Here is a 16,439-nt window from a genome sequence, read left to right as displayed (position 1 = left end):
TCGGAGCGTTTCACGGTGGAGACCGAGCAGCCACACGAGATCGGGGTGGCGTCGATGAACCGGAACTCATCAGACTGCGCCGACACCTCCCGCGCCAGATAGTCGAGCACTTTGGCGATCAGTGGCCCGGCTGCCTTGATCCGTTTGCTGTAGCCAGGCTGTTTGGGCAGGTACGGGAACAGGTGCCCGAGCCGGCCGTAGCAGGCGCGCAGCCAGTGATGCTGGGACGGGTAACCCAACAGAACTTGGGCAACCGCCAGACAGACCAGCTCGGCATCAGTCAGTTTCTTCGGCCGCCCGGGTGTGAGCCGGTGCGCCTGGACCACGTGATCATCGATGTACACATACAGTGCGGTCAGGAGGGTATCGAGGTTGTTCGTCACAAAACGACATCGGTACCCTCCGCCGCGTCAAGATCCCAGCAGCCACACCGAACAGAGTTAGGAATCACTCGTCTAGGTCTCTGCATGCACCTTGGCGGGTCGTTCGTGGTGCTCTGGCGCCGGGTTGTCTCACATTGTGTACACCCTGCGGGCGCCTTGCATGGCTGGTACCTGCTTCACATGGCATGGACGCCATGTGAAGCAGGTGCTAGCCGTGTGAAGTACCAGCCAGGTGTACACAATGTGAGACAACCCCTGGATTGGCCAGTGTGTGAGACGAGACCTGAGTGGATCCCGATCGCGCCACCGACCAGCCGTCTCACAAAGCACGAGGGCGCTCGTCATCCACAACGGCCAGTCAAACCCCAAGACCTCAACGAAGATCTACGGAACACGCTCAAATCCCCGCGAGCAGATGCGTCCAGTGATCCGGGCCGGTGGCTTATCCCAGAACTTTGATCAGCCCGAGTAGTGCTTCGCTGCGGCGATCGGGATATTTGAAGCGGCACGCTGACAGTGGCGGCTTCTCGTCGCCGTGGAAGGGGATCGGGATGCCCTCGAGTTGGGTGAGGTCGTAGATGGTGATCAGGTCGATCCTCAGTGGTACTCCGCCGCGGTCGACTTGCGGACCCACGTAGAAGTCGCTCACGGTCTTCGCCATCACCGATTGCGTGATGGTGCCGTGCAGCGTCGGGGTCTCCGTCATTCGTGATCGCAGGGACGTTGCCGAGACGGTGCAGGGGGCGATGTGCAGTTCGACGCCGTAGCGGGCGTAGCCCCCATCGGTCGGACCTACGCGCCGCGGGTCGTACCGATCCGTGCCGGTAGCGGTGATCACCTCGGCCAACGAGTCGTGAGTGTGCGCTGGGTGGTCGATCAGACTGACACCGCGGATGGCGACCTCGCGTTCTTCTTCTTGGCCGAAGTTCTTGCGGATGACTTCATCGAGAGCCGCGCCAACGGCCTCAACATCGGGAGGCCGCGTGACGTTGTACGCCGGAAGCGAGATGATGGCGATGACGGGCATGTTCCTCCGTGTCAGGACTTTGGATCGCTGCCTATCTGCTCAAGGGCTTCAGTCGCTTGTTGAAGCATTGATTGCGCCTTGTGGTCGCCGAATATCTTGGCGGCGAACGCGACGTACTTGAGGTTGATGCAGACGGTCGCGACCAAGTAGCTGCGCCGCCAGGCAGCGGTTTCGAGGTTCTGTCCAGTCAGTGTTTCCCAAGTGTCGGCGTAGGTCCTGTAGGCGTTACTGCCGGGCGGCCCAAGGTTCACGATGTCGAGTGCGGGTATCCCGACGAGGGCACCTCCCCAGTCGATGAGCCGGCCGTTTCCGTGTTCGTCGACAAGCACGTTGTTGCGGTGCACGTCGCCATGGAGCAACGTGCGTGGTAACTCCTCCAGCGCGTCCTGGACTCGAGGTTCATCCCGTAGAGCAGTGACCTGCGCGATCATTGCTCGCGTAGCCGGGCGTGCAAGTCCAGTGAGCCGTTCGATGGATACGGCGCATTCGCCTGCCACCAGGACGAGTCAACGACGGGAATATGGTCAGGGGATGGGCGCTTCAAATGATGGATGTGCATCCGGGCCAGTGATTCGACGACGTTGTCGGGGATGAGGGTCTCAGCCGCCGCAGGATTGCCGCTGTAGAACGGGGTGAGGATCCAGTGGCCATCCGCGTCGATGCCAGCGTCGATGATCTTCGGGATGGCCGCCGCCGACGGTCCCCCGCTTGCCGCGCGTAGGGCTGAAACTTCGATCGCCGATGTCCGCTTCAGCAGGGCGGTCTGCTCGACTCGCTGGCCACGATCCGCTATGACGATACGCAGCCGTTCCTTGGTCGCCGCGCTAAAGCCACCGGAAATGGGCTCTCGCGACACGATCTCGATCCGCGACCCGGAGCCGCCGAACGCTCCCGCATGTCTGGTCATGTAGCCGAGACTAGAGGCTCATCCCCTTGTTCTGACAGGGTGTACACGCCACTTCGGTCACGGGTCATGACGCCTACGTCCACCATCATGCGTCGCAGCGCGGAGAAGTCTTCGTGAACCTGCCTCACCACATGGTTGACCGCCGGTTCCTTGTACGACACGCCATCCGTGAAATAGCTCGCCAGGAAGAGTGCGAGGGACCTAAGGTGCTCGTACTCGACGGGAATACTGGTCAGTCGGCCGTGGGAGAACAGTGCTGTCAGGTGTGGATAGTCGTCGAGACGACGAACGACCGGATTGATCTCGTCCAAGTCTTGAGCGGCCTGTCGCAGCAGATCCAACCTGACTTCAATATCGGATCCGTTGGACACGAGCAGGCTTGAAGCTGTAAGCCTCCCGTAGATCCGTGCTGCAGATGCAGTGTCGAGACCAAGCGCCTCGGCGCAGCCGCTGACCGCGCCGCGCTCGCGCGGATCCCGTTCAAGCATCCAACAGACCACTCGCACCACGTTCGGATCCGAAAGCGTCGCCAGCAGCGACGCAGCGGTCGCCAGATGGGGAGTCGTTACTGGTGCGTCAACCCCAGGATCTTGCAAACTCCTCGCCTCCCTCGTGGCATGTCACCCATGCCGTCAGACAGATGGATCGTCCTACTATTCCGAGTCAGCAGCATGGTCTGATCAGGGCGCATCGACAATCGGATATTGGTCGGACCCGTCGAACTTCCGCCAAGTGTTGACGACTACCGGCGCCTCGGCACCCGCCTCGGCCGACAGCCAGCCCACTCAGAAGGGATTCATAGATGTATGAAGTGCCTGACCTTGGCCCTGTGCCGGCTCGATTTCCTGCCGATGTGGAGCTGGTGCAACGGCTGGTTGCGGCGCAGTTCCCGCAGTGGGCCGGCCTTCCGGTTCGACCGGTGGAGAACGAGGGGTGGGACAACCGGACGTTCCATCTTGGGAGTGAGATGTCGGTGCGACTTCCCAGCGCGTCGGAGTATGCTCTTGCGGTCGACAAGGAGCATCGGTGGTTGCCGATACTGGGGCCGCGGTTGCCGTTGTCCGTCCCGGTTCCGTTGGCGAAGGGTACGCCTGGCGAGGGTTACCCGCACGCGTGGTCGGTTTACCGTTGGCTCAGCGGAGAACCCGCGAGCCTCGCCAACATCGCTGACCTGACTGAGTTCGGCATCACCCTGGCGGGCTTTCTCGCCGCCCTGCAGCAGGCCGATCCCACCGACGGTCCCGTTCCTGGGCGGCACAACTGGTTCCGAGGCGGCCCGTTGGCAACGTACGACAAGCAGACACAGGGCGCGCTCGAGACACTGGACGGTCACCTCCGGACCGACCTCGCTCGGGAGATCTGGCACACCGCGCTGCAGGCGGCCTGGGACAGACGACCTGTCTGGTTCCACGGAGACGTGACCCAGGGAAACCTTCTGGTCAAGGACGGCGTGCTTGTTGCCGTCATTGATTTCGGTACGTGTGGCGTCGGTGACCCCGCCTGCGACCTGGCGATCGCATGGACACTGCTGTCGGCAGAGAGTCGAAAGGCCTTTCGCGACAGGTTGTCCGTCGACTCGGCGACCTGGGCGCGCGGGCGAGGCTGGGCACTATGGAAGGCGTTGGCTGCCTGTGCTGGTGCACTGGACACCGGTGATTCCCCGCCTGCGGACGCGACGTACACCCTCAACCAGATCTTCGCGGAGTACGAGCAGTCGAGCTGACACCGTGGGCGCAGTCGGTGGTCACTTCAAGGCGACGTAGTCACCGGGTGCCGAGACGGACGCGACGGTGGAACTGCCCGCGTACGACCATCGCCATGTTCCCGAGGTAGTGGCTGGAACGGTCCTGGCGCCCCTGAGACTTTGTGGTGGGATGGTCGTCCAGGGACAGGAGATGATGTTCGTTATGGGGTTGTCGACCGCGTTCACGGAGTTGTTTTCGGTGCAGCATCCGATTGCGTTGGCGCCGATGGGTGGATCGGCTGGTGGTGCGTTGGCGGCGGCGGTCTCTAACGGCGGTGGGTTGGGGCTGCTTGGCGGCGGCAACGGGGATCTGGAGTGGCTGGATCGGGAGCTGCCGATCGTTGCCGACGGAACTGACAGGCCGTGGGGGATCGGTTTTCAGAGCTGGGCAATCGACGTGGCCACGGTCGAGCATGCGCTGGCCCAGCGGCCGACCGCCGTGATGTTGTCCTTCGGCGAACCGCAATTCAAGCAGCAGCCGACTACTTCCGGCCGGCCGGTGATGCTGGGACAAACCGTCCCTCGTGAAGGTCCCTCTGCCGGAGCGAGGACCGGGAGGTTCGGAGGGCGGAGCCCTCTGAGTCCTTCGATGAGTGCAGGTGCTTCGCCGGACGCCGGCCGTCCGAGGACGGCCCCCAGGGCCGCCCGCAAGGGCGATAGCCGGGCGGTGCGCTGCGTCAGCGGCGCCTTGATCTAGGGGAGGTCAACTCAGCAACGCAGGGCTGTGGGCGAATGTGCTCCGTCGGCTGATGTGCGACAGGTGCCCGTCAGTTGATGTGTGACATGGCTCGCCGAGCTTGAGGTCGCGGTGGTGCCGGCAGAGATGCGGAGGGCCCGGAACTGGCTGTGGGAGGATCCTGCTCATGGCTCAGGTCGGCCGATACTCGGACGGCAACCGTTGGACCCGTCGCTGGTCGGAGCTCTTCAATGCCTGAACTGGATCACTCGTCGTGGTCCACGGCAGTCGACCGTACGAGCCCGATTCGCTCGCGTCGGGCGGTGAGTGCGGGACTGTGCGTCGTCGCACTGGGCGCCTGTGCGATCGTGCCGCTCCGCCCCGACGACCCCACACGGTCTGGCGTCGTAGGTGCAGTGGCGGCAGTTGTGATCGGTGCCGCGGTCCTCCTGCGGTCTGCGGAGGCGATTCGCGCGGCATCGTTCGTCGGCCCGCTCGTCGTGTGCTTCGCGATTGGCGCTGTCGGCGATGTACCTCCCGCGGTCACTGCCGTGCTGGTGAGTGTGCTCCCTTTGGCGTGTCTGCTGCTCGCTGGTCGACCTGCCGCGCTGCGCCCAGCGGCTCATTGGCTGAGGCCAGGAGTCGTGACGCGAGAGGCACCGTGGCTCGGTCTGGCCACCGTGGTACTCAGTGGAGCGGCGCTCACGGTGTGGGCTCTGGTGGTGCGCCCCGAACCTGCCGAATACCTCCGTGAACTACAGCGGCTCCCGCTGTGGCTGGCCATCTTGGGCATCGGTGGGTTCGCCTTGGTCAATCCGGTGTGGGAGGAGCTGCTCTTCCGGGGGGTGCTGTTGAGCGAACTTGCCGCAGTATGGGGCTCCTGGGCGGGGGTGGTGCTGCAAGCAGTGTTGTTTGGGGTCGCGCACTTTGCAGGCTTTCCGTCCGGCGCAGTTGGCATGATCATGGCGGGGAGCTGGGGATTCGTCCTCGGGGTACTGCGTCTGCGTAGTGGCGGCGTTCTCATCCCTTACCTGGTTCACGTGACCGCCAATCTGGCTATCGGAACGATTGCGGTCATGGTCCTGCGCTGAGCGGGGAACCCTGGCCTGTTCGGAGCCAACGGACGGAAGGTGAGCGGCCAACGGACCGCTGGCACCTCAGACGCTTGACAGTTGTGTCTCGGCTGATCCTTTACAGGCATGTCAGAGATCCACTCGACGCGGCACCACGGCGCGGTCAGCGGTAGATGAGTGCGGTTGGACCACTCGTAGCCGTGAAGATTTTGCCGGCAGCCTGTCGGATCCGGAGCGAGGCGTCCGTAGAACGGGTGGGAGGCTGCCGGAGGAGGCCGCCGGGACAAGGAGGAGACATGACCGAGTACCTCATCTACTTCAACCAGCAGTGGGTGGGCGACCACACCGAGGAGTGGTTCCGCGGCCGCGGGCCGCTCGCCATGGCGGTCACGGACGAGATGAAGGCTGCCGGCGTGTACGTGTTCGCCGGGGGGCTGGAGGAGGAAGATGGCCCGGTCTACAGCGCCGACCCCACCAGTGGCACCGTGATGATCACCGACGGACCATACGTCGAGACCAAGGAGTTCCTGGGCGGGTTCGCCCTGGTGGACGTGGCCGACGACGAGGCCGCCAAGATGTGGGCCGGCAAGATCGCGGAAGCCTGCGGCTGGCCCCAGGAGGTTCGACGATTCAAGCCGCGACCCAGAACCCAGTGATGAGGTCGCGACTCGTCAACGGAGAGCTGATCCAGGCGACGCCGAGGTCTGGGCCACGTCGCTAGTACGTGTTCACCGAACACCACCAGCAGTACCTCGCGAGGAACCTCGGTCGGGTACCGCTGCCACGCCAACACCGGCGTGGCAGCGGTACCCGAGACCGTCTGACGCCTAATGGTCGACCGCGACCTCATCGTGGAGCGCTCGGATCTCGACCCTCTTGGACGGTCCCGGATGGGACGCGGTTACGCGTCAGGTGGCGTCCTCCAGCGGCCTGGAGTGACCTCTGCTGTCTTGTGGGGTGCCGCGTATAAGGTGTCTAGGCGATCGAGCGCGAGCATTGACCGGGACGCTTTACGAGGAGGGCGAGGAAGGCCATGGAACCATCCGAAGTCCGGCGCGCGGTTGACGCCGCAGCGGCGACTGCCTCCGCCCTCGGCCTTCAAGTCGGCGATGCGGTCGTCGTTCACAACTCGGACCGCATCGCCGTACGCCTGACTCCTTGCGATGTACTTGCTCGTGTCGCACCGCTGTCCCTTCACGACGGTCGGGGGCAAGCGGGCTTGGAGTTCGAAGCAGAGGTTGCTCGCCGTCTCGCCGAAACCGATAGCCCGGTGGGTGAGCTCGAGCCTCGTGTGGAGCCCGGCGTCTATGTGCGTGACGACTTCGCTATCACGCTCTGGACCTACTACGAGCCTGTCGTTGCTGACCGGCGAGGCGCCGCGGCGCACGAGCAGCTCGGCATGTCCTCAGACCTCGCGCCGGCGGACTATGCGCACGCACTCGTCCGATTCCATGCCAGCTTGCGAAAGATCGATCTGGCGGCACCACATATCACCGCTCGAATCGCCGGTTGGACAGCGAGTGCTGACGACCGAGAGTTGACTCCCGACCTTCCCGACCGTGACCGCGAACTCCTCAGCGACACATTCAGGCGCGTGAGCGCGGCGATCAGCCGTTGGGGTGCCAGCGAGCAGTTGTTGCACGGTGAACCGCATCCGGCAAATGTGCTCAACACCAGGAAAGGCCCGCTCTTCATCGACGTCGGGACGTGCCAACGTGGGCCGGTCGAATACGACCTCGCCTACGTCCCCGACGAAGTTGCAGAGCACTATCCGGGGCCCAACCAAGACCTCGTTCACCAGTTCCGCATCCTCATGTGGGCGGGCGTCACGACGATGCGCTGGAACCGAAACGACCAGATCCCTAACCGGGACTACTGGAGAACCGAGGCGCTCAACCAGCTTCGAGCAGCACTCGATCGCTACGGCCTGGACTGAGTCCACGGGGTGCGCTCGGTGGGATGGTCACGTAGACCACTCATCAACCGCGTCGACGAAGTTGTGTGGCCAGGGTCTCCTGCCGAGGGAGGCCCCGCGTGCGGCGTGCGCCTCCCGCTTCCTGCCGCACCTTGTAGACGAGCAGACACTGCGTTGCCCGATCCCAACCCGACTCCGGCAAGGCGTTCGCCGTCCGCCAATGCGTCGCCATCGCGCGAGCTGGTACAAGCCGCGCACTGTTCGGCAGGATCACCCGAACGACCGTGTCGAGGTGCTTCATGGCGGACCGTCCCACCGATCCGAGACGTACTCGTTGCCTAATGCTACGCCGCGCAACAGGGCGAACCTCTGCCCGCGAGCTAGCCGACCGACCCACGGTGCTCCCGCCCGAACTTGGCCAACCTTCATTTCGCCCATGAACAAGCCAACATCATGGTCGAGAGTGCTTGATCCTCTAGATCATGTTTCCGCGGCGAATGGGGAGCATCTTGATGAGATGGAGAACGTCTCGAATCGTGACATCATTCGCAATGATGGCCGTTCCATTCGCAAGTACATCGGCCTTTGCTGCCCCGCCGAGAATGGCGCTACCGCCGGTTCGCCTGCGTACATCTTCCACTACGGCACCACGGGAGACACAACGGATAGGCCGGAGGAGGGTCGTTCATTTACCTGGAGCCTGATAGCTGATCTTCTTCTTGCTGGCCTCGTCGACTTCGCCGGGAGTCAGCAGCACGGTCGACTTGGTGTGTACCGCGCCGGTCGCGGCGATCGCGAGGCTGAGCGCTGCTGCAGTGGCGTTGTCCGGCAGATCAACTACTAGGTACACGTCGTCCTGTCCGAACGCGAAATAGTACGACTCGAGGGTGCCGCCAGCCGAGCTCGTCGCGTTCTTGGCTGCCTCCACCCGGGCCGTACCGCCTTCCTTGAGCAGGCCCTTCACTCCGTCCGCGGTGTACCGTGCCTGCACCAGATACTTCGGCATGATCCCTCCCGGTGGTCGCGTCCACTCTTTCCCCCACCATCAACGGCAACGATGGGTAGTCACAGGGCCGAAAGTCCACGCGCGCGGCTGAAACAGTGGGGGCGCCACCGGCTGTAGATCGTCGTGGAGATCATGGCCCGTCGTGCACGAGCGGCCTCGGCCAGGATGCCTTCCCTGATCCCATGCACCTGGCGCCAGAACGGGTCGCTCCCGAACTCGAAGACGGGTCGTACGCAGTCAGCGTTGATCATTGACGGCTGGGTGAGGGGCCATTCGGGGGCACGTCAGCGGTAGGAGGCTGACGAAGAACTGCGTCACCGGATGTTCTTCGTTGGCACCGGGCTGGTTGACGCGACAACGGGCAGAGTGCTCGCCATCTGGGAGCACGGCGGCCCACGCCCTGCATAACCCGCCCGATGAGCCCGAGGATGGCGTCAGCGGTAGCCCGGCGACCGCCCGATCGGGCACGCTCTGTCTGCCGAACTGACCTGTACGAGATCAAGGCGCCGCTGACGCGGCGCAGCGCACCGGCTTCGTCCTGCGGGCGGCCCGGCGGCCGTCCTCGGACGGCGCCGGCGCGGCCACTGACCGTCCGCGTGACTGGTTGAGGCCACAAGGCCGGCCCCGACGAATGCTCCGAGCGCGTCCACGCCCTGGACGACGAACTGGACGCTGCCGTTGACTCTTCCCCGAAGCCTGGCCGGGGTGAGCAGCTGCTGCATCGTCTCCTGGTGAACTTCCCACAAGGTCCAGCCGAAAGCGTTCACCAGGCGAGAGACGACCAGCAACGGCAGAGCGGCCGGCCCGGCCAGGGCGGCGAGCGGGACCAGGGCGATGCCAGCCGCACGCAGTAGCGATCCGGTGAGGATGGTTCGTCCGGTCGTGAACCGCACGCCCGCTGTTCGAGCGGCCATGCCACCCAGTAGTCCGCCGACGCTTCCGACCGTGAAGATCACGCCGATCATGGCAGGGGACAGGTTGAGGTCGCGGGTGAAGAAGACCATCTGGACGGCGTACACGATGGCGAAGGAGAACAGGAAGGTTTGCGTCAGACAGCGTAAACGCGCGGACCATCGGTTGCTGCCAGACAAAGCGCAGTCCGGCGGCAAGAGCGGGCCAGACTCTCTCGTGGCTGGTCTCCGAGCGGGTCGGCTCCTGGTGGCGGATACGCCACAGAAGGAGGCCGGAGCCGACAAAGGTCAGCGCTTGGACCGTCTCCAGCCGGCGTTGACACGGCGGGGTCATTGGCGTTGCCGTGACCCGCATGCTACCCAGAGGATCATGTCCTCATGGATCCAGGCGGACACCGTAGGCTCCCGCCCGGTTACTAACGCTGCGAACGGGGCGCGGCACTGGGGCCCTCTGGTGCCGCGCTCAAGCGTGATGCTGAAAGTCGGGACGATCCAGGAGGATTCAGGTGAGCACAAGCGGGGCTCAGGCAGCGGCCTTCTTCCGTGAGATCGCTCGGACTCGTACCGTTTGGTGGGTTCGAGACGACGATGGCAGTCCGACCCCGGTCTCAAGTTCTGGGCAACCAGCTTTCCCCTATTGGTCGTCGAAGACCCGTGCGCAGCGCGCCGCTCAGCTATGGGGTCCTCAATTTCGAGCTGTTTCAATGTCGCTGGATCATTGGCGAAGCGCGGCTTTGCCGGATCTAGCCAAAGATGACTTCCGGGTAGGGATTAACTGGAGCGGACAGCGCCTAACTGGATGGGACTTCACTGTCGGTGAAGTAGCCAATCGTCTCATTCACGCGCTCGGCGAGCTCTAAGCGAACCTTAGCCAAAGCACCTCTGACCTGCCGTTTTACCTGTCGGGGTGGCGAGATTTGAACCCACGACCTCTTCGTCCCGAGCTATCGGCGCGACGGTCGATGGCAGTCGGTCAGGCGTACGTCGCGCCATCCTGGGCCGGGACGGGGCGGGGCGGTTGTTGGCGCTGCTGTACTTCGCTGCTGTACGCCACCACCACTACGCGGGCAGTTCTGGTCGCTGGTCCGTTCGCTCGGTCGCGGTCCGTTGTTGTGCAAGCAAGCCTCGTAGCGTGTCGGGAACTGTGATGGTGAAGCCTTCCGCCTGCCTGTCGGAGATGGCGCGTCGCAGCAGGGCGACGTTCAGCGGAAGAGAGTCGATGACGGCGATCGTTGCCTCGATCCTGGCTGCTTGCTGTCGAGCGAGCATGGTGGCGATTTGAACCTCGATCGGGACAGTCGGGATGGGATGTCCGTGACAGTCGACAACTGTTCGCGCGCGCCACACCAGAGGTCCACGAGTCTCGATCATAAGATCGGCCGCCGTGGGATCCTCAATGTGAGCCAGCTCGACTTTGACACCATTGACGAGCCATCGACCGAAGGTCCACCGCTGGGCGTCGCCGAAACGCAGCGTCGGCTCCGCCGTTGTGCTCAGCCACGTTGCCGGGTCGCCCGGTTCGTGTCGCGGGTCCTGTCGTTGCGTCGCCTCGGGGGTCGGCAGCAGCGTCGCGGCACGAGCAACGTCCTCGGCGGTCGAGACTGCCACGTCGATGTCGCCTGGCTCGACCGCGACGCCGCGAAGCGCTGTTGCTGCACTGCCAACGAGCATCCAGTCGAAGCTGCCGTGGTTCAACTTGGCGGCGACGCCGGCCAGTGCTTCGTTCCATGGAGAACTCATGCCTCGAGGCTATCGGCCACCACCGACAGCACGGCTCTGCCGAGACCCAGGTCAACCCTGCCAACACCTTGACGCAAGACACACCCGCCACCGTTACCGAGGTGGCTGGCATGCTCGGTTTCGGGTTGTCGAAGACGAAGATGCTTGTTGCGTCGGGCGAGATTAGGTCGATCAAAGATGGTCGACATCGCCGGATTCTTCCTCAGTGGATTGATGAGTACGTAGCTCGCCGTCTGGGGTGAATACGCCAACCGGGTTGCGCATGCGGAAGTACGTGTATGGCAAGACGTGGGAGGAGGTCCATCGGAAGTGGACCAAGCTCCAGGAGAAGGCGCGACAGGGGCCGGTGGCATCGACGGTTCCGACCGTTCCGACTGTTCAGGCTTACCTTTCGTACTGGCTCGATAATGTTGTTCGGCCGAATTTGGCGCCGTTGACGTGGGCTACTTGCGAGACGCTGATCCGCCTCTACATCATTCCGGGAATCGGCACTAAACGACTCGACCGATTGCAGGTTCGCGACGTGCAAACGTGGCTTAACCGGGTACGCGTCACCTGCCAATGCTGCGAGCAGGGCAAGGAAGCCCGGCGCGGGGAGGGCAAGCGGCGGTGCTGCGCGGTTGGGAGGTGCTGCCAGACTGTGCCATCGGCTCGAACCGTGAAAGATCTTCGAACGGTACTGCGGTCCGCGTTGTCCAACGCTGTGACTGAAGAGTTGGTGGGCCGGAATGTCGCGCGCTTGGTGAAGCTGCCGACTGGGCGAGCACACAAGAGCAAGGCGTGGTCCAGTGAGGGGGCGCGTGCTTTCCTCGATACGGCTCGCTCCCGTCAGTACGCGCTCTACCCGGCGTACGTCCTGATCCTGGTGATGGGCCTTCGCAAGGGGGAGGTGCTCGGCCTGCAGTGGTCCAATGTCGACATGGACGAGGGGGAGTTGACGATCTCTCACCAGCTTCAGCGGGTGCGGAGGCAGCTCCTGCACCGGGAGACCAAGACGGAAGCGTCGGACGCAACGCTGCCCATGCCTGAGATCGGTGTCAACGCACTCAGGCAGCGCAAGTTTGATCAGAAGAAGGCTCGGCTGGCGGCGGGGGAGCTGTGGCAGCCATCAGACCTCGTGTTCGCGACGCCCGGCGGACCTGCGCGTCCCTGCTGGTGGATCTTGACGTACACCCGCGCGTTGTCATGCAGATCCTCCGGCCATGCTCAGTTCGCGGTCACCATGGAGATCTACACCAAGGTTTCGTCGAAGCAGACGCGGGATGCGCTCAAGCGCCTTGGGACAGCCTGGGAGAAGGCCTGGCCGGGTGAGTGCTGCTGTACTTTGCTGCTGTATGAGCGTTCAGAGGCCCTGCCGGAGTGATCCGACAGGGCTCCTGACCTGCGACTATCCGAGTCGGGGTGGCGGGATTTGAACCCACGACCTCTTCGTCCCGAACGAAGCGCGCTACCAAGCTGCGCCACACCCCGGAATCGCCAGGCGAGTCTATCGGGCGGCCGGATGTTCCTGCGACGGGGTATCTGTCATGGTGCCGCGGAGGGCCCCGGACGCCCCAATGGAGGACGCGTCACAGGGCCGAACGCAGGGTCAGCAGGCTCGCCTCGGGGTAGCAGGCGAACCGGAGCGGCGCGTACGGCGACGTACCCAACCCGGCCGACACGTGCAGCCACGACGGTCCCCACCGGGACAGCCCCTTGGCTCGGCTGGTGTCGAGGTCGCAGTTCGTCACAAGCGCGCCGAAGCCGGGCACGCACAGCTGGCCGCCGTGGGTGTGTCCGGCGAGCAGCAGGCGGTAGCCGTCGGCGACCATCGCGTCGAGGACCCGGCGGTACGGCGCGTGGGTGACCCCGATCGTCAGCTCGGCGGACGTGTCGGCCGGCCCGGCGATGTCCTCGTAGCGGTCCCACCGGATGTGCGGATCGTCCACTCCGGCGAACGCCAGCAGCCGGTCGTCGGTCTTCAGCTCCCCCTTGGCGTTGGAGAGGTCGAGCCAACCGGCCTCGGTGAACGCCGCCCGCAGATCCTCGGTCGGCAGCCGGGGCGCCGTGAGGTGGCGAGGGCCCTCTCCCCGCCGGATGAGGTACCTCGCGGGGTTACGCGGAACCGGCGCGTAGTAGTCGTTAGACCCGAAGACGAACACTCCGGGCAGTTCGAGCAGCGGCTCGTAGGCGTGGAGCGCGACCGGCACCGAGTCTGGGTGGGAGATGTTGTCGCCGGTGTTGACCACCAGGTCGGGCTCGAGCGCGGCCAGCCCGCGGACCCACTCCACCTTGTCCCTCTGGTCGGGCATGAGGTGAAGGTCGGAGATGTGGAGAACGCGCAGCGGCCTCGACCCCGGAGGAAGGACGGGTACGTCGAACCTGCGCAGCCGGTAGGCCCGGACCTCATAGCCCGCGGCGTACGCCACGCAGGCCGCCCCGACGGCCGCGGCGCCGGCGGTGGTCGCAAGGGTGTATTTGAGCAACGGATGCACCCTGCCAGGGTCCCACACCCAACCGTCCGAGGGGTGATCGCTCGGCGGGTCGGGCCGGGAAATGATCATCCAGTCGGGCGCGGACCAACGGAACGGACAAACGCGGCGGCGGGAGCCAGGCCATCGACCATAAGATCGGCCCATGAGTGCCCTCAAGGACCGCCTGCGTGCCGACCTGACCGCCGCGATGAAGGCGCGGGACAGCCTCCGCGCGTCGACGCTGCGGATGACCCTCACTGAGGTGACGAACGCCGAGGTCGCTGGTACCGCTGCCCGCGAGCTGAGCGACGCCGAGGTGCTGGAGGTTCTCGACAAGGAGGCGAAGAAGCGCCGCGAGGCGGCCGAGGCGTTCGACCAGGCCGGCCGCGCCGAGCTTGCCGCCAAGGAACGCACCGAGGGCGAGATCATCGCGGAGTACCTCCCGGTCCAGCTGTCCGAGGACGAGCTGGCTGAGATCGTTCGTACGGCGATCGCGGAGGTTGGTGCCAGCGGCATGAAGGACATGGGTGCGGTGATGAAGATCGTCCAGCCCCAGGTGAAGGGCCGCGCTGAAGGCGGCCGGATCGCCGCCGTCGTCCGCGGCCAGCTCAGCTGAGGCCATCGCGTCTCATCAGGACGGAGGGGCTCACGGATATCCGGTCACACGGATCGTCAACTGAAGAAGTGTGTCTTCATCCCTCGCCCGCGACCCTCATGTACCAGATCACAAGGGCTATGTCGCCGGGCGCGAGTACTACCAGCCAGCCCAGGACGACCGCGTAGCCGATACGTGCCGCGATAGTCGACCGATGCCTGAGCCCGCGGATGGGTATCAGCGCGGCAAGCGGGCCGAGGTATGGCCAGTACACAAGGACATACAACAGAAGAAGTTTCAGGATCTCCGTCCAGCACCTCCAGTCGTCGATCTGGTCGCCAGACGGTCGGATGGTATCCGTGGGTTCACAGATCGTCGATCTTCAGAGTGAGGTGGGCATCGATCTGAGGATTACGGCTCATCTTCCGGGGTAGAAATGACACTTCTGAAGGACCTCTTGGCCGGCGTCACCGGTGGCATCTCCGTCGTACGACCCGTCGCCCTCGATGACGTCGTGACCGACGTGCAACTGAACTCTCGGCTCATCACGACGGGAGCCGTCTTCATTTCCGTGGCGCGAACGGCGGAGGCGCGGGCCGCGCACATCGCCCAAGCGCGCACGGCTGGTGCGATCGTCGTGATCGGGCCGCCTGAATCGGATGCGGACATAGTTGTGGCGGATCCCGAGGCCGCGGCAGCGGGGGTGGCCTGCGCGTTCTACCGATATCCCGCGCGGGACCTGACGGTGGTTGCCATCACCGGCACCAACGGCAAGAGCTCGATCACCCACACGATGGGCGGTGTTCTTCGGACGCTGGGCCGGCGAGTTGGGATGATCGGCACGATCGGCATCACGCTGGACGCTGTGCCGGTGGACGTCGAGCGGCGAACACCGACCACTCCGGAATCGGTCGACCTGCAGTACATCCTGCGCTGGTTCGCCGATAACCGTGCCACGCACGTGGTGATGGAAGCGTCCTCGATTGCGCTGGCCGGGCGGCGGCTAGACGGTACTGATGTGGCGGTCGGGTGTTTCACCAACCTGAGTCACGACCATCTCGACGTGCACGGCTCGATGGCCGCATACGAGGCGGCCAAGCTGCACCTGTTCGATCTGGCCCGGGCGGCGGTGGCCAATGTCGACGATCCGGTCGGCCGCCGCATCCACCAGCGTTGGAAGAGCACCCGCACATTCGCGCTGCATACAAACGCGGATCTGATCGCCACCGATCTGCGGCGCACTCCCGACGGGACCGCGTTCCTTGTGCATGCGGGTGGTCGGTCGGTGCAGGCGTTGGTACGCGGCTTCGGCGAGATGAGCGTGTCGAACGCGCTGGCTGTGCTGGCCACTGCGCTCGAGCTCGACGTTCCGCTCGACGACGCGGCACGAGCCCTGGCGGCGCAGCCCGGGCCGCCGGGGCGGATGCAGATCGTACCGGTGGACCGGCCGTACACCGTGATGGTGGACTACGCGCACAGCCCGGACGCACTGGACCAAGTGCTGCGGACCCTGCGCACAGGTGCTATCGGCCGAATCGTGACGGTCTTCGGCTGCGGCGGCGACCGGGACCGCGCCAAGCGGCCGGTTATGGGTCGGATCGCAGCCGAGCTGTCCGACCAGGTCGTCCTCACGAGCGACAACCCGCGCACCGAGGATCCGGGCCGGATCATCGTCGAAATCCTCGCCGGCACAACGGCGCACGCCGATCGTGTCCGCACGGTCCCCGATCGCGCACAGGCGATCGCGGAGGCGCTGGCTGCGGCCGCCCCGGGCGATCTGGTTCTCATCGCGGGCAAGGGCAGCGAGCCGTACCAGATCATCGGCCACACAAAGATCCCGTACAGCGACGAGGCGACGGTGCTGTCGCTCGCTTCGGACGGCGCCGTATGACGCGCGCGATCATGATCATCGGTGCCGCGGCGAGCGGAAACGCCAGCGCCGCCAGCCTGCCACCAACAAAACGTGGCCGCCTGGGCTGACGGAATTCCGTCAGCCCAGGCGGCCACTG

19 protein-coding genes, 1 tRNA gene and 2 pseudogenes are annotated in these 16,439 nt (G+C 64.7%); 11 read left to right on the top strand and 11 right to left on the bottom strand.

All coding sequences use genetic code 11. The features are described 5' to 3' along the window. The 5 genes and pseudogenes from B141_RS0121025 to B141_RS47660 form a co-directional block, all read right to left on the bottom strand. Nucleotides 1-383, bottom strand: a pseudogene (locus B141_RS0121025) (IS982 family transposase); the annotation flags it as partial. A gap of 442 nt (nt 384-825) precedes the next feature. Further along, nucleotides 826-1,410, bottom strand: coding sequence for a hypothetical protein (locus tag B141_RS0121020; RefSeq protein WP_020577155.1), 585 nt, complete (start codon nt 1,408-1,410; stop codon nt 826-828). 11 nt (nt 1,411-1,421) lie between these two features. After that, a complete protein-coding gene (locus B141_RS0121015) occupies nt 1,422-1,841 on the bottom strand; it encodes a phosphotransferase family protein (protein WP_020577154.1) in 420 nt (139 codons plus the stop codon). Continuing rightward, the gene (locus tag B141_RS0121010) at nt 1,838-2,266 is read right to left on the bottom strand and encodes a hypothetical protein (RefSeq protein WP_157181163.1); all 429 of its coding nucleotides are present in this window, start codon (nt 2,264-2,266) and stop codon (nt 1,838-1,840) included. Before B141_RS0121010 ends, B141_RS0121015 begins: the two co-directional genes overlap by 4 nt. Before the next feature lie 47 nt (nt 2,267-2,313). Beyond that, a complete protein-coding gene (locus B141_RS47660; RefSeq protein WP_157181162.1) occupies nt 2,314-2,805 on the bottom strand; it encodes a DUF2087 domain-containing protein in 492 nt (163 codons plus the stop codon). A gap of 314 nt (nt 2,806-3,119) precedes the next feature. Between B141_RS47660 and B141_RS0120995 the strand changes: the two genes are divergently transcribed. From B141_RS0120995 to B141_RS0120975, 5 genes are all read left to right on the top strand, one after another. Further along, nucleotides 3,120-4,040 (top strand): aminoglycoside phosphotransferase family protein, encoded by a 921-nt coding sequence (locus B141_RS0120995; RefSeq protein WP_026257428.1) that lies wholly within the window; start codon nt 3,120-3,122, stop codon nt 4,038-4,040. A 67-nt stretch (nt 4,041-4,107) separates the two neighbouring features. Then, the gene (locus B141_RS47655) at nt 4,108-4,758 is read left to right on the top strand and encodes a nitronate monooxygenase (protein ID WP_202805859.1); all 651 of its coding nucleotides are present in this window, start codon (nt 4,108-4,110) and stop codon (nt 4,756-4,758) included. Nucleotides 4,759-5,381: 623 nt separating this feature from the next. Further along, nucleotides 5,382-5,828, top strand: a complete 447-nt coding sequence (locus tag B141_RS50805) for a CPBP family intramembrane glutamic endopeptidase (protein WP_202805858.1) — start codon at nt 5,382-5,384, stop codon at nt 5,826-5,828. 278 nt (nt 5,829-6,106) lie between these two features. After that, a complete protein-coding gene (locus tag B141_RS0120980; protein WP_020577147.1) occupies nt 6,107-6,466 on the top strand; it encodes a YciI family protein in 360 nt (119 codons plus the stop codon). Nucleotides 6,467-6,843: 377 nt separating this feature from the next. Then, complete coding sequence (locus B141_RS0120975) at nt 6,844-7,746, top strand: phosphotransferase (RefSeq protein WP_020577146.1); 903 nt, start codon at nt 6,844-6,846, stop codon at nt 7,744-7,746. Between the two features lie 664 nt (nt 7,747-8,410). On the opposite strand, the gene B141_RS0120965 is transcribed toward B141_RS0120975, so the two are convergent. The 3 genes from B141_RS0120965 to B141_RS0120955 form a co-directional block, all read right to left on the bottom strand. Continuing rightward, nucleotides 8,411-8,731 (bottom strand): GYD domain-containing protein, encoded by a 321-nt coding sequence (locus tag B141_RS0120965; protein WP_020577144.1) that lies wholly within the window; start codon nt 8,729-8,731, stop codon nt 8,411-8,413. 59 nt (nt 8,732-8,790) lie between these two features. Further along, nucleotides 8,791-8,982: a hypothetical protein gene (locus B141_RS0120960; RefSeq protein ID WP_020577143.1), complete on the bottom strand. Its 192-nt coding sequence runs from the start codon at nt 8,980-8,982 to the stop codon at nt 8,791-8,793. Nucleotides 8,983-9,165: 183 nt separating this feature from the next. Further along, complete coding sequence (locus B141_RS0120955; protein ID WP_157181161.1) at nt 9,166-9,750, bottom strand: MFS transporter; 585 nt, start codon at nt 9,748-9,750, stop codon at nt 9,166-9,168. 398 nt (nt 9,751-10,148) lie between these two features. Here B141_RS0120955 and B141_RS52885 point away from each other — a divergent pair, with 398 nt between their 5' ends. Beyond that, nucleotides 10,149-10,502 carry a DUF2750 domain-containing protein gene (locus B141_RS52885; protein WP_084678415.1) on the top strand — a complete coding sequence of 118 codons (354 nt, stop codon included), beginning with the start codon at nt 10,149-10,151 and terminating at the stop codon, nt 10,500-10,502. 199 nt (nt 10,503-10,701) lie between these two features. Here B141_RS52885 and B141_RS0120950 read toward each other — a convergent pair whose 3' ends face one another. Beyond that, nucleotides 10,702-11,382: a nucleotidyltransferase family protein gene (locus B141_RS0120950; RefSeq protein WP_020577141.1), complete on the bottom strand. Its 681-nt coding sequence runs from the start codon at nt 11,380-11,382 to the stop codon at nt 10,702-10,704. Here B141_RS0120950 and B141_RS52300 point away from each other — a divergent pair. From B141_RS52300 to B141_RS51560, 3 genes and pseudogenes are all read left to right on the top strand, one after another. After that, nucleotides 11,370-11,624 carry an excisionase family DNA-binding protein gene (locus B141_RS52300; protein WP_084678414.1) on the top strand — a complete coding sequence of 85 codons (255 nt, stop codon included), beginning with the start codon at nt 11,370-11,372 and terminating at the stop codon, nt 11,622-11,624. The two genes, B141_RS0120950 and B141_RS52300, sit on opposite strands and share 13 nt — an antisense overlap. A gap of 20 nt (nt 11,625-11,644) precedes the next feature. Beyond that, nucleotides 11,645-11,914, top strand: a pseudogene (locus tag B141_RS52880) (tyrosine-type recombinase/integrase); the annotation flags it as partial. A gap of 210 nt (nt 11,915-12,124) precedes the next feature. Then, nucleotides 12,125-12,745 (top strand): site-specific integrase, encoded by a 621-nt coding sequence (locus B141_RS51560; protein WP_237742760.1) that lies wholly within the window; start codon nt 12,125-12,127, stop codon nt 12,743-12,745. A gap of 33 nt (nt 12,746-12,778) precedes the next feature. Here B141_RS51560 and B141_RS0120940 read toward each other — a convergent pair. Further along, nucleotides 12,779-12,852, bottom strand: a tRNA-Pro gene (locus tag B141_RS0120940). A 98-nt stretch (nt 12,853-12,950) separates the two neighbouring features. Then, the gene (locus B141_RS0120935) at nt 12,951-13,856 is read right to left on the bottom strand and encodes a metallophosphoesterase (protein WP_020577140.1); all 906 of its coding nucleotides are present in this window, start codon (nt 13,854-13,856) and stop codon (nt 12,951-12,953) included. Nucleotides 13,857-13,998: 142 nt separating this feature from the next. Between B141_RS0120935 and B141_RS0120930 the strand changes: the two genes are divergently transcribed. Both B141_RS0120930 and B141_RS41830 read left to right on the top strand, forming a co-directional pair. Beyond that, on the top strand, nt 13,999-14,451 hold the full coding sequence (locus tag B141_RS0120930; RefSeq protein ID WP_020577139.1) for a GatB/YqeY domain-containing protein: 453 nt from the start codon (nt 13,999-14,001) through the stop codon (nt 14,449-14,451). Nucleotides 14,452-14,944: 493 nt separating this feature from the next. Beyond that, nucleotides 14,945-16,321, top strand: a complete 1,377-nt coding sequence (locus B141_RS41830) for a UDP-N-acetylmuramoyl-L-alanyl-D-glutamate--2,6-diaminopimelate ligase (RefSeq protein ID WP_040421955.1) — start codon at nt 14,945-14,947, stop codon at nt 16,319-16,321. Nucleotides 16,322-16,439: the final 118 nt, after the last annotated feature.

It is taken from the genome of Actinopolymorpha alba DSM 45243 (assembly GCF_000373925.1).
In the GTDB taxonomy this organism is placed as follows: Bacteria; Actinomycetota; Actinomycetes; order Propionibacteriales; family Actinopolymorphaceae; genus Actinopolymorpha; species Actinopolymorpha alba.
Note: the sequence above shows the minus strand (reverse complement) of the source record. Positions and strands in the feature narration are given on the sequence as shown.

What these genes read in the sequence shown, in the direction of transcription:
- B141_RS0121020 (WP_020577155.1), bottom strand. Translation starts at nt 1,410, where the DNA reads ATGCCCGTCATCGCCATCATCTCGCTTCCGGCGTACAACGTCACGCGG.
- B141_RS0121015 (WP_020577154.1), bottom strand. Translation starts at nt 1,841, where the DNA reads ATGATCGCGCAGGTCACTGCTCTACGGGATGAACCTCGAGTCCAGGAC.
- B141_RS47660 (WP_157181162.1), bottom strand. Translation starts at nt 2,805, where the DNA reads ATGCTTGAACGGGATCCGCGCGAGCGCGGCGCGGTCAGCGGCTGCGCC.
- B141_RS0120995 (WP_026257428.1), top strand. Translation starts at nt 3,120, where the DNA reads ATGTATGAAGTGCCTGACCTTGGCCCTGTGCCGGCTCGATTTCCTGCC.
- B141_RS0120980 (WP_020577147.1), top strand. Translation starts at nt 6,107, where the DNA reads ATGACCGAGTACCTCATCTACTTCAACCAGCAGTGGGTGGGCGACCAC.
- B141_RS0120975 (WP_020577146.1), top strand. Translation starts at nt 6,844, where the DNA reads ATGGAACCATCCGAAGTCCGGCGCGCGGTTGACGCCGCAGCGGCGACT.
- B141_RS0120965 (WP_020577144.1), bottom strand. Translation starts at nt 8,731, where the DNA reads ATGCCGAAGTATCTGGTGCAGGCACGGTACACCGCGGACGGAGTGAAG.
- B141_RS0120960 (WP_020577143.1), bottom strand. Translation starts at nt 8,982, where the DNA reads ATGATCAACGCTGACTGCGTACGACCCGTCTTCGAGTTCGGGAGCGAC.
- B141_RS52300 (WP_084678414.1), top strand. Translation starts at nt 11,370, where the DNA reads ATGGAGAACTCATGCCTCGAGGCTATCGGCCACCACCGACAGCACGGC.
- B141_RS0120950 (WP_020577141.1), bottom strand. Translation starts at nt 11,382, where the DNA reads ATGAGTTCTCCATGGAACGAAGCACTGGCCGGCGTCGCCGCCAAGTTG.
- B141_RS0120930 (WP_020577139.1), top strand. Translation starts at nt 13,999, where the DNA reads ATGAGTGCCCTCAAGGACCGCCTGCGTGCCGACCTGACCGCCGCGATG.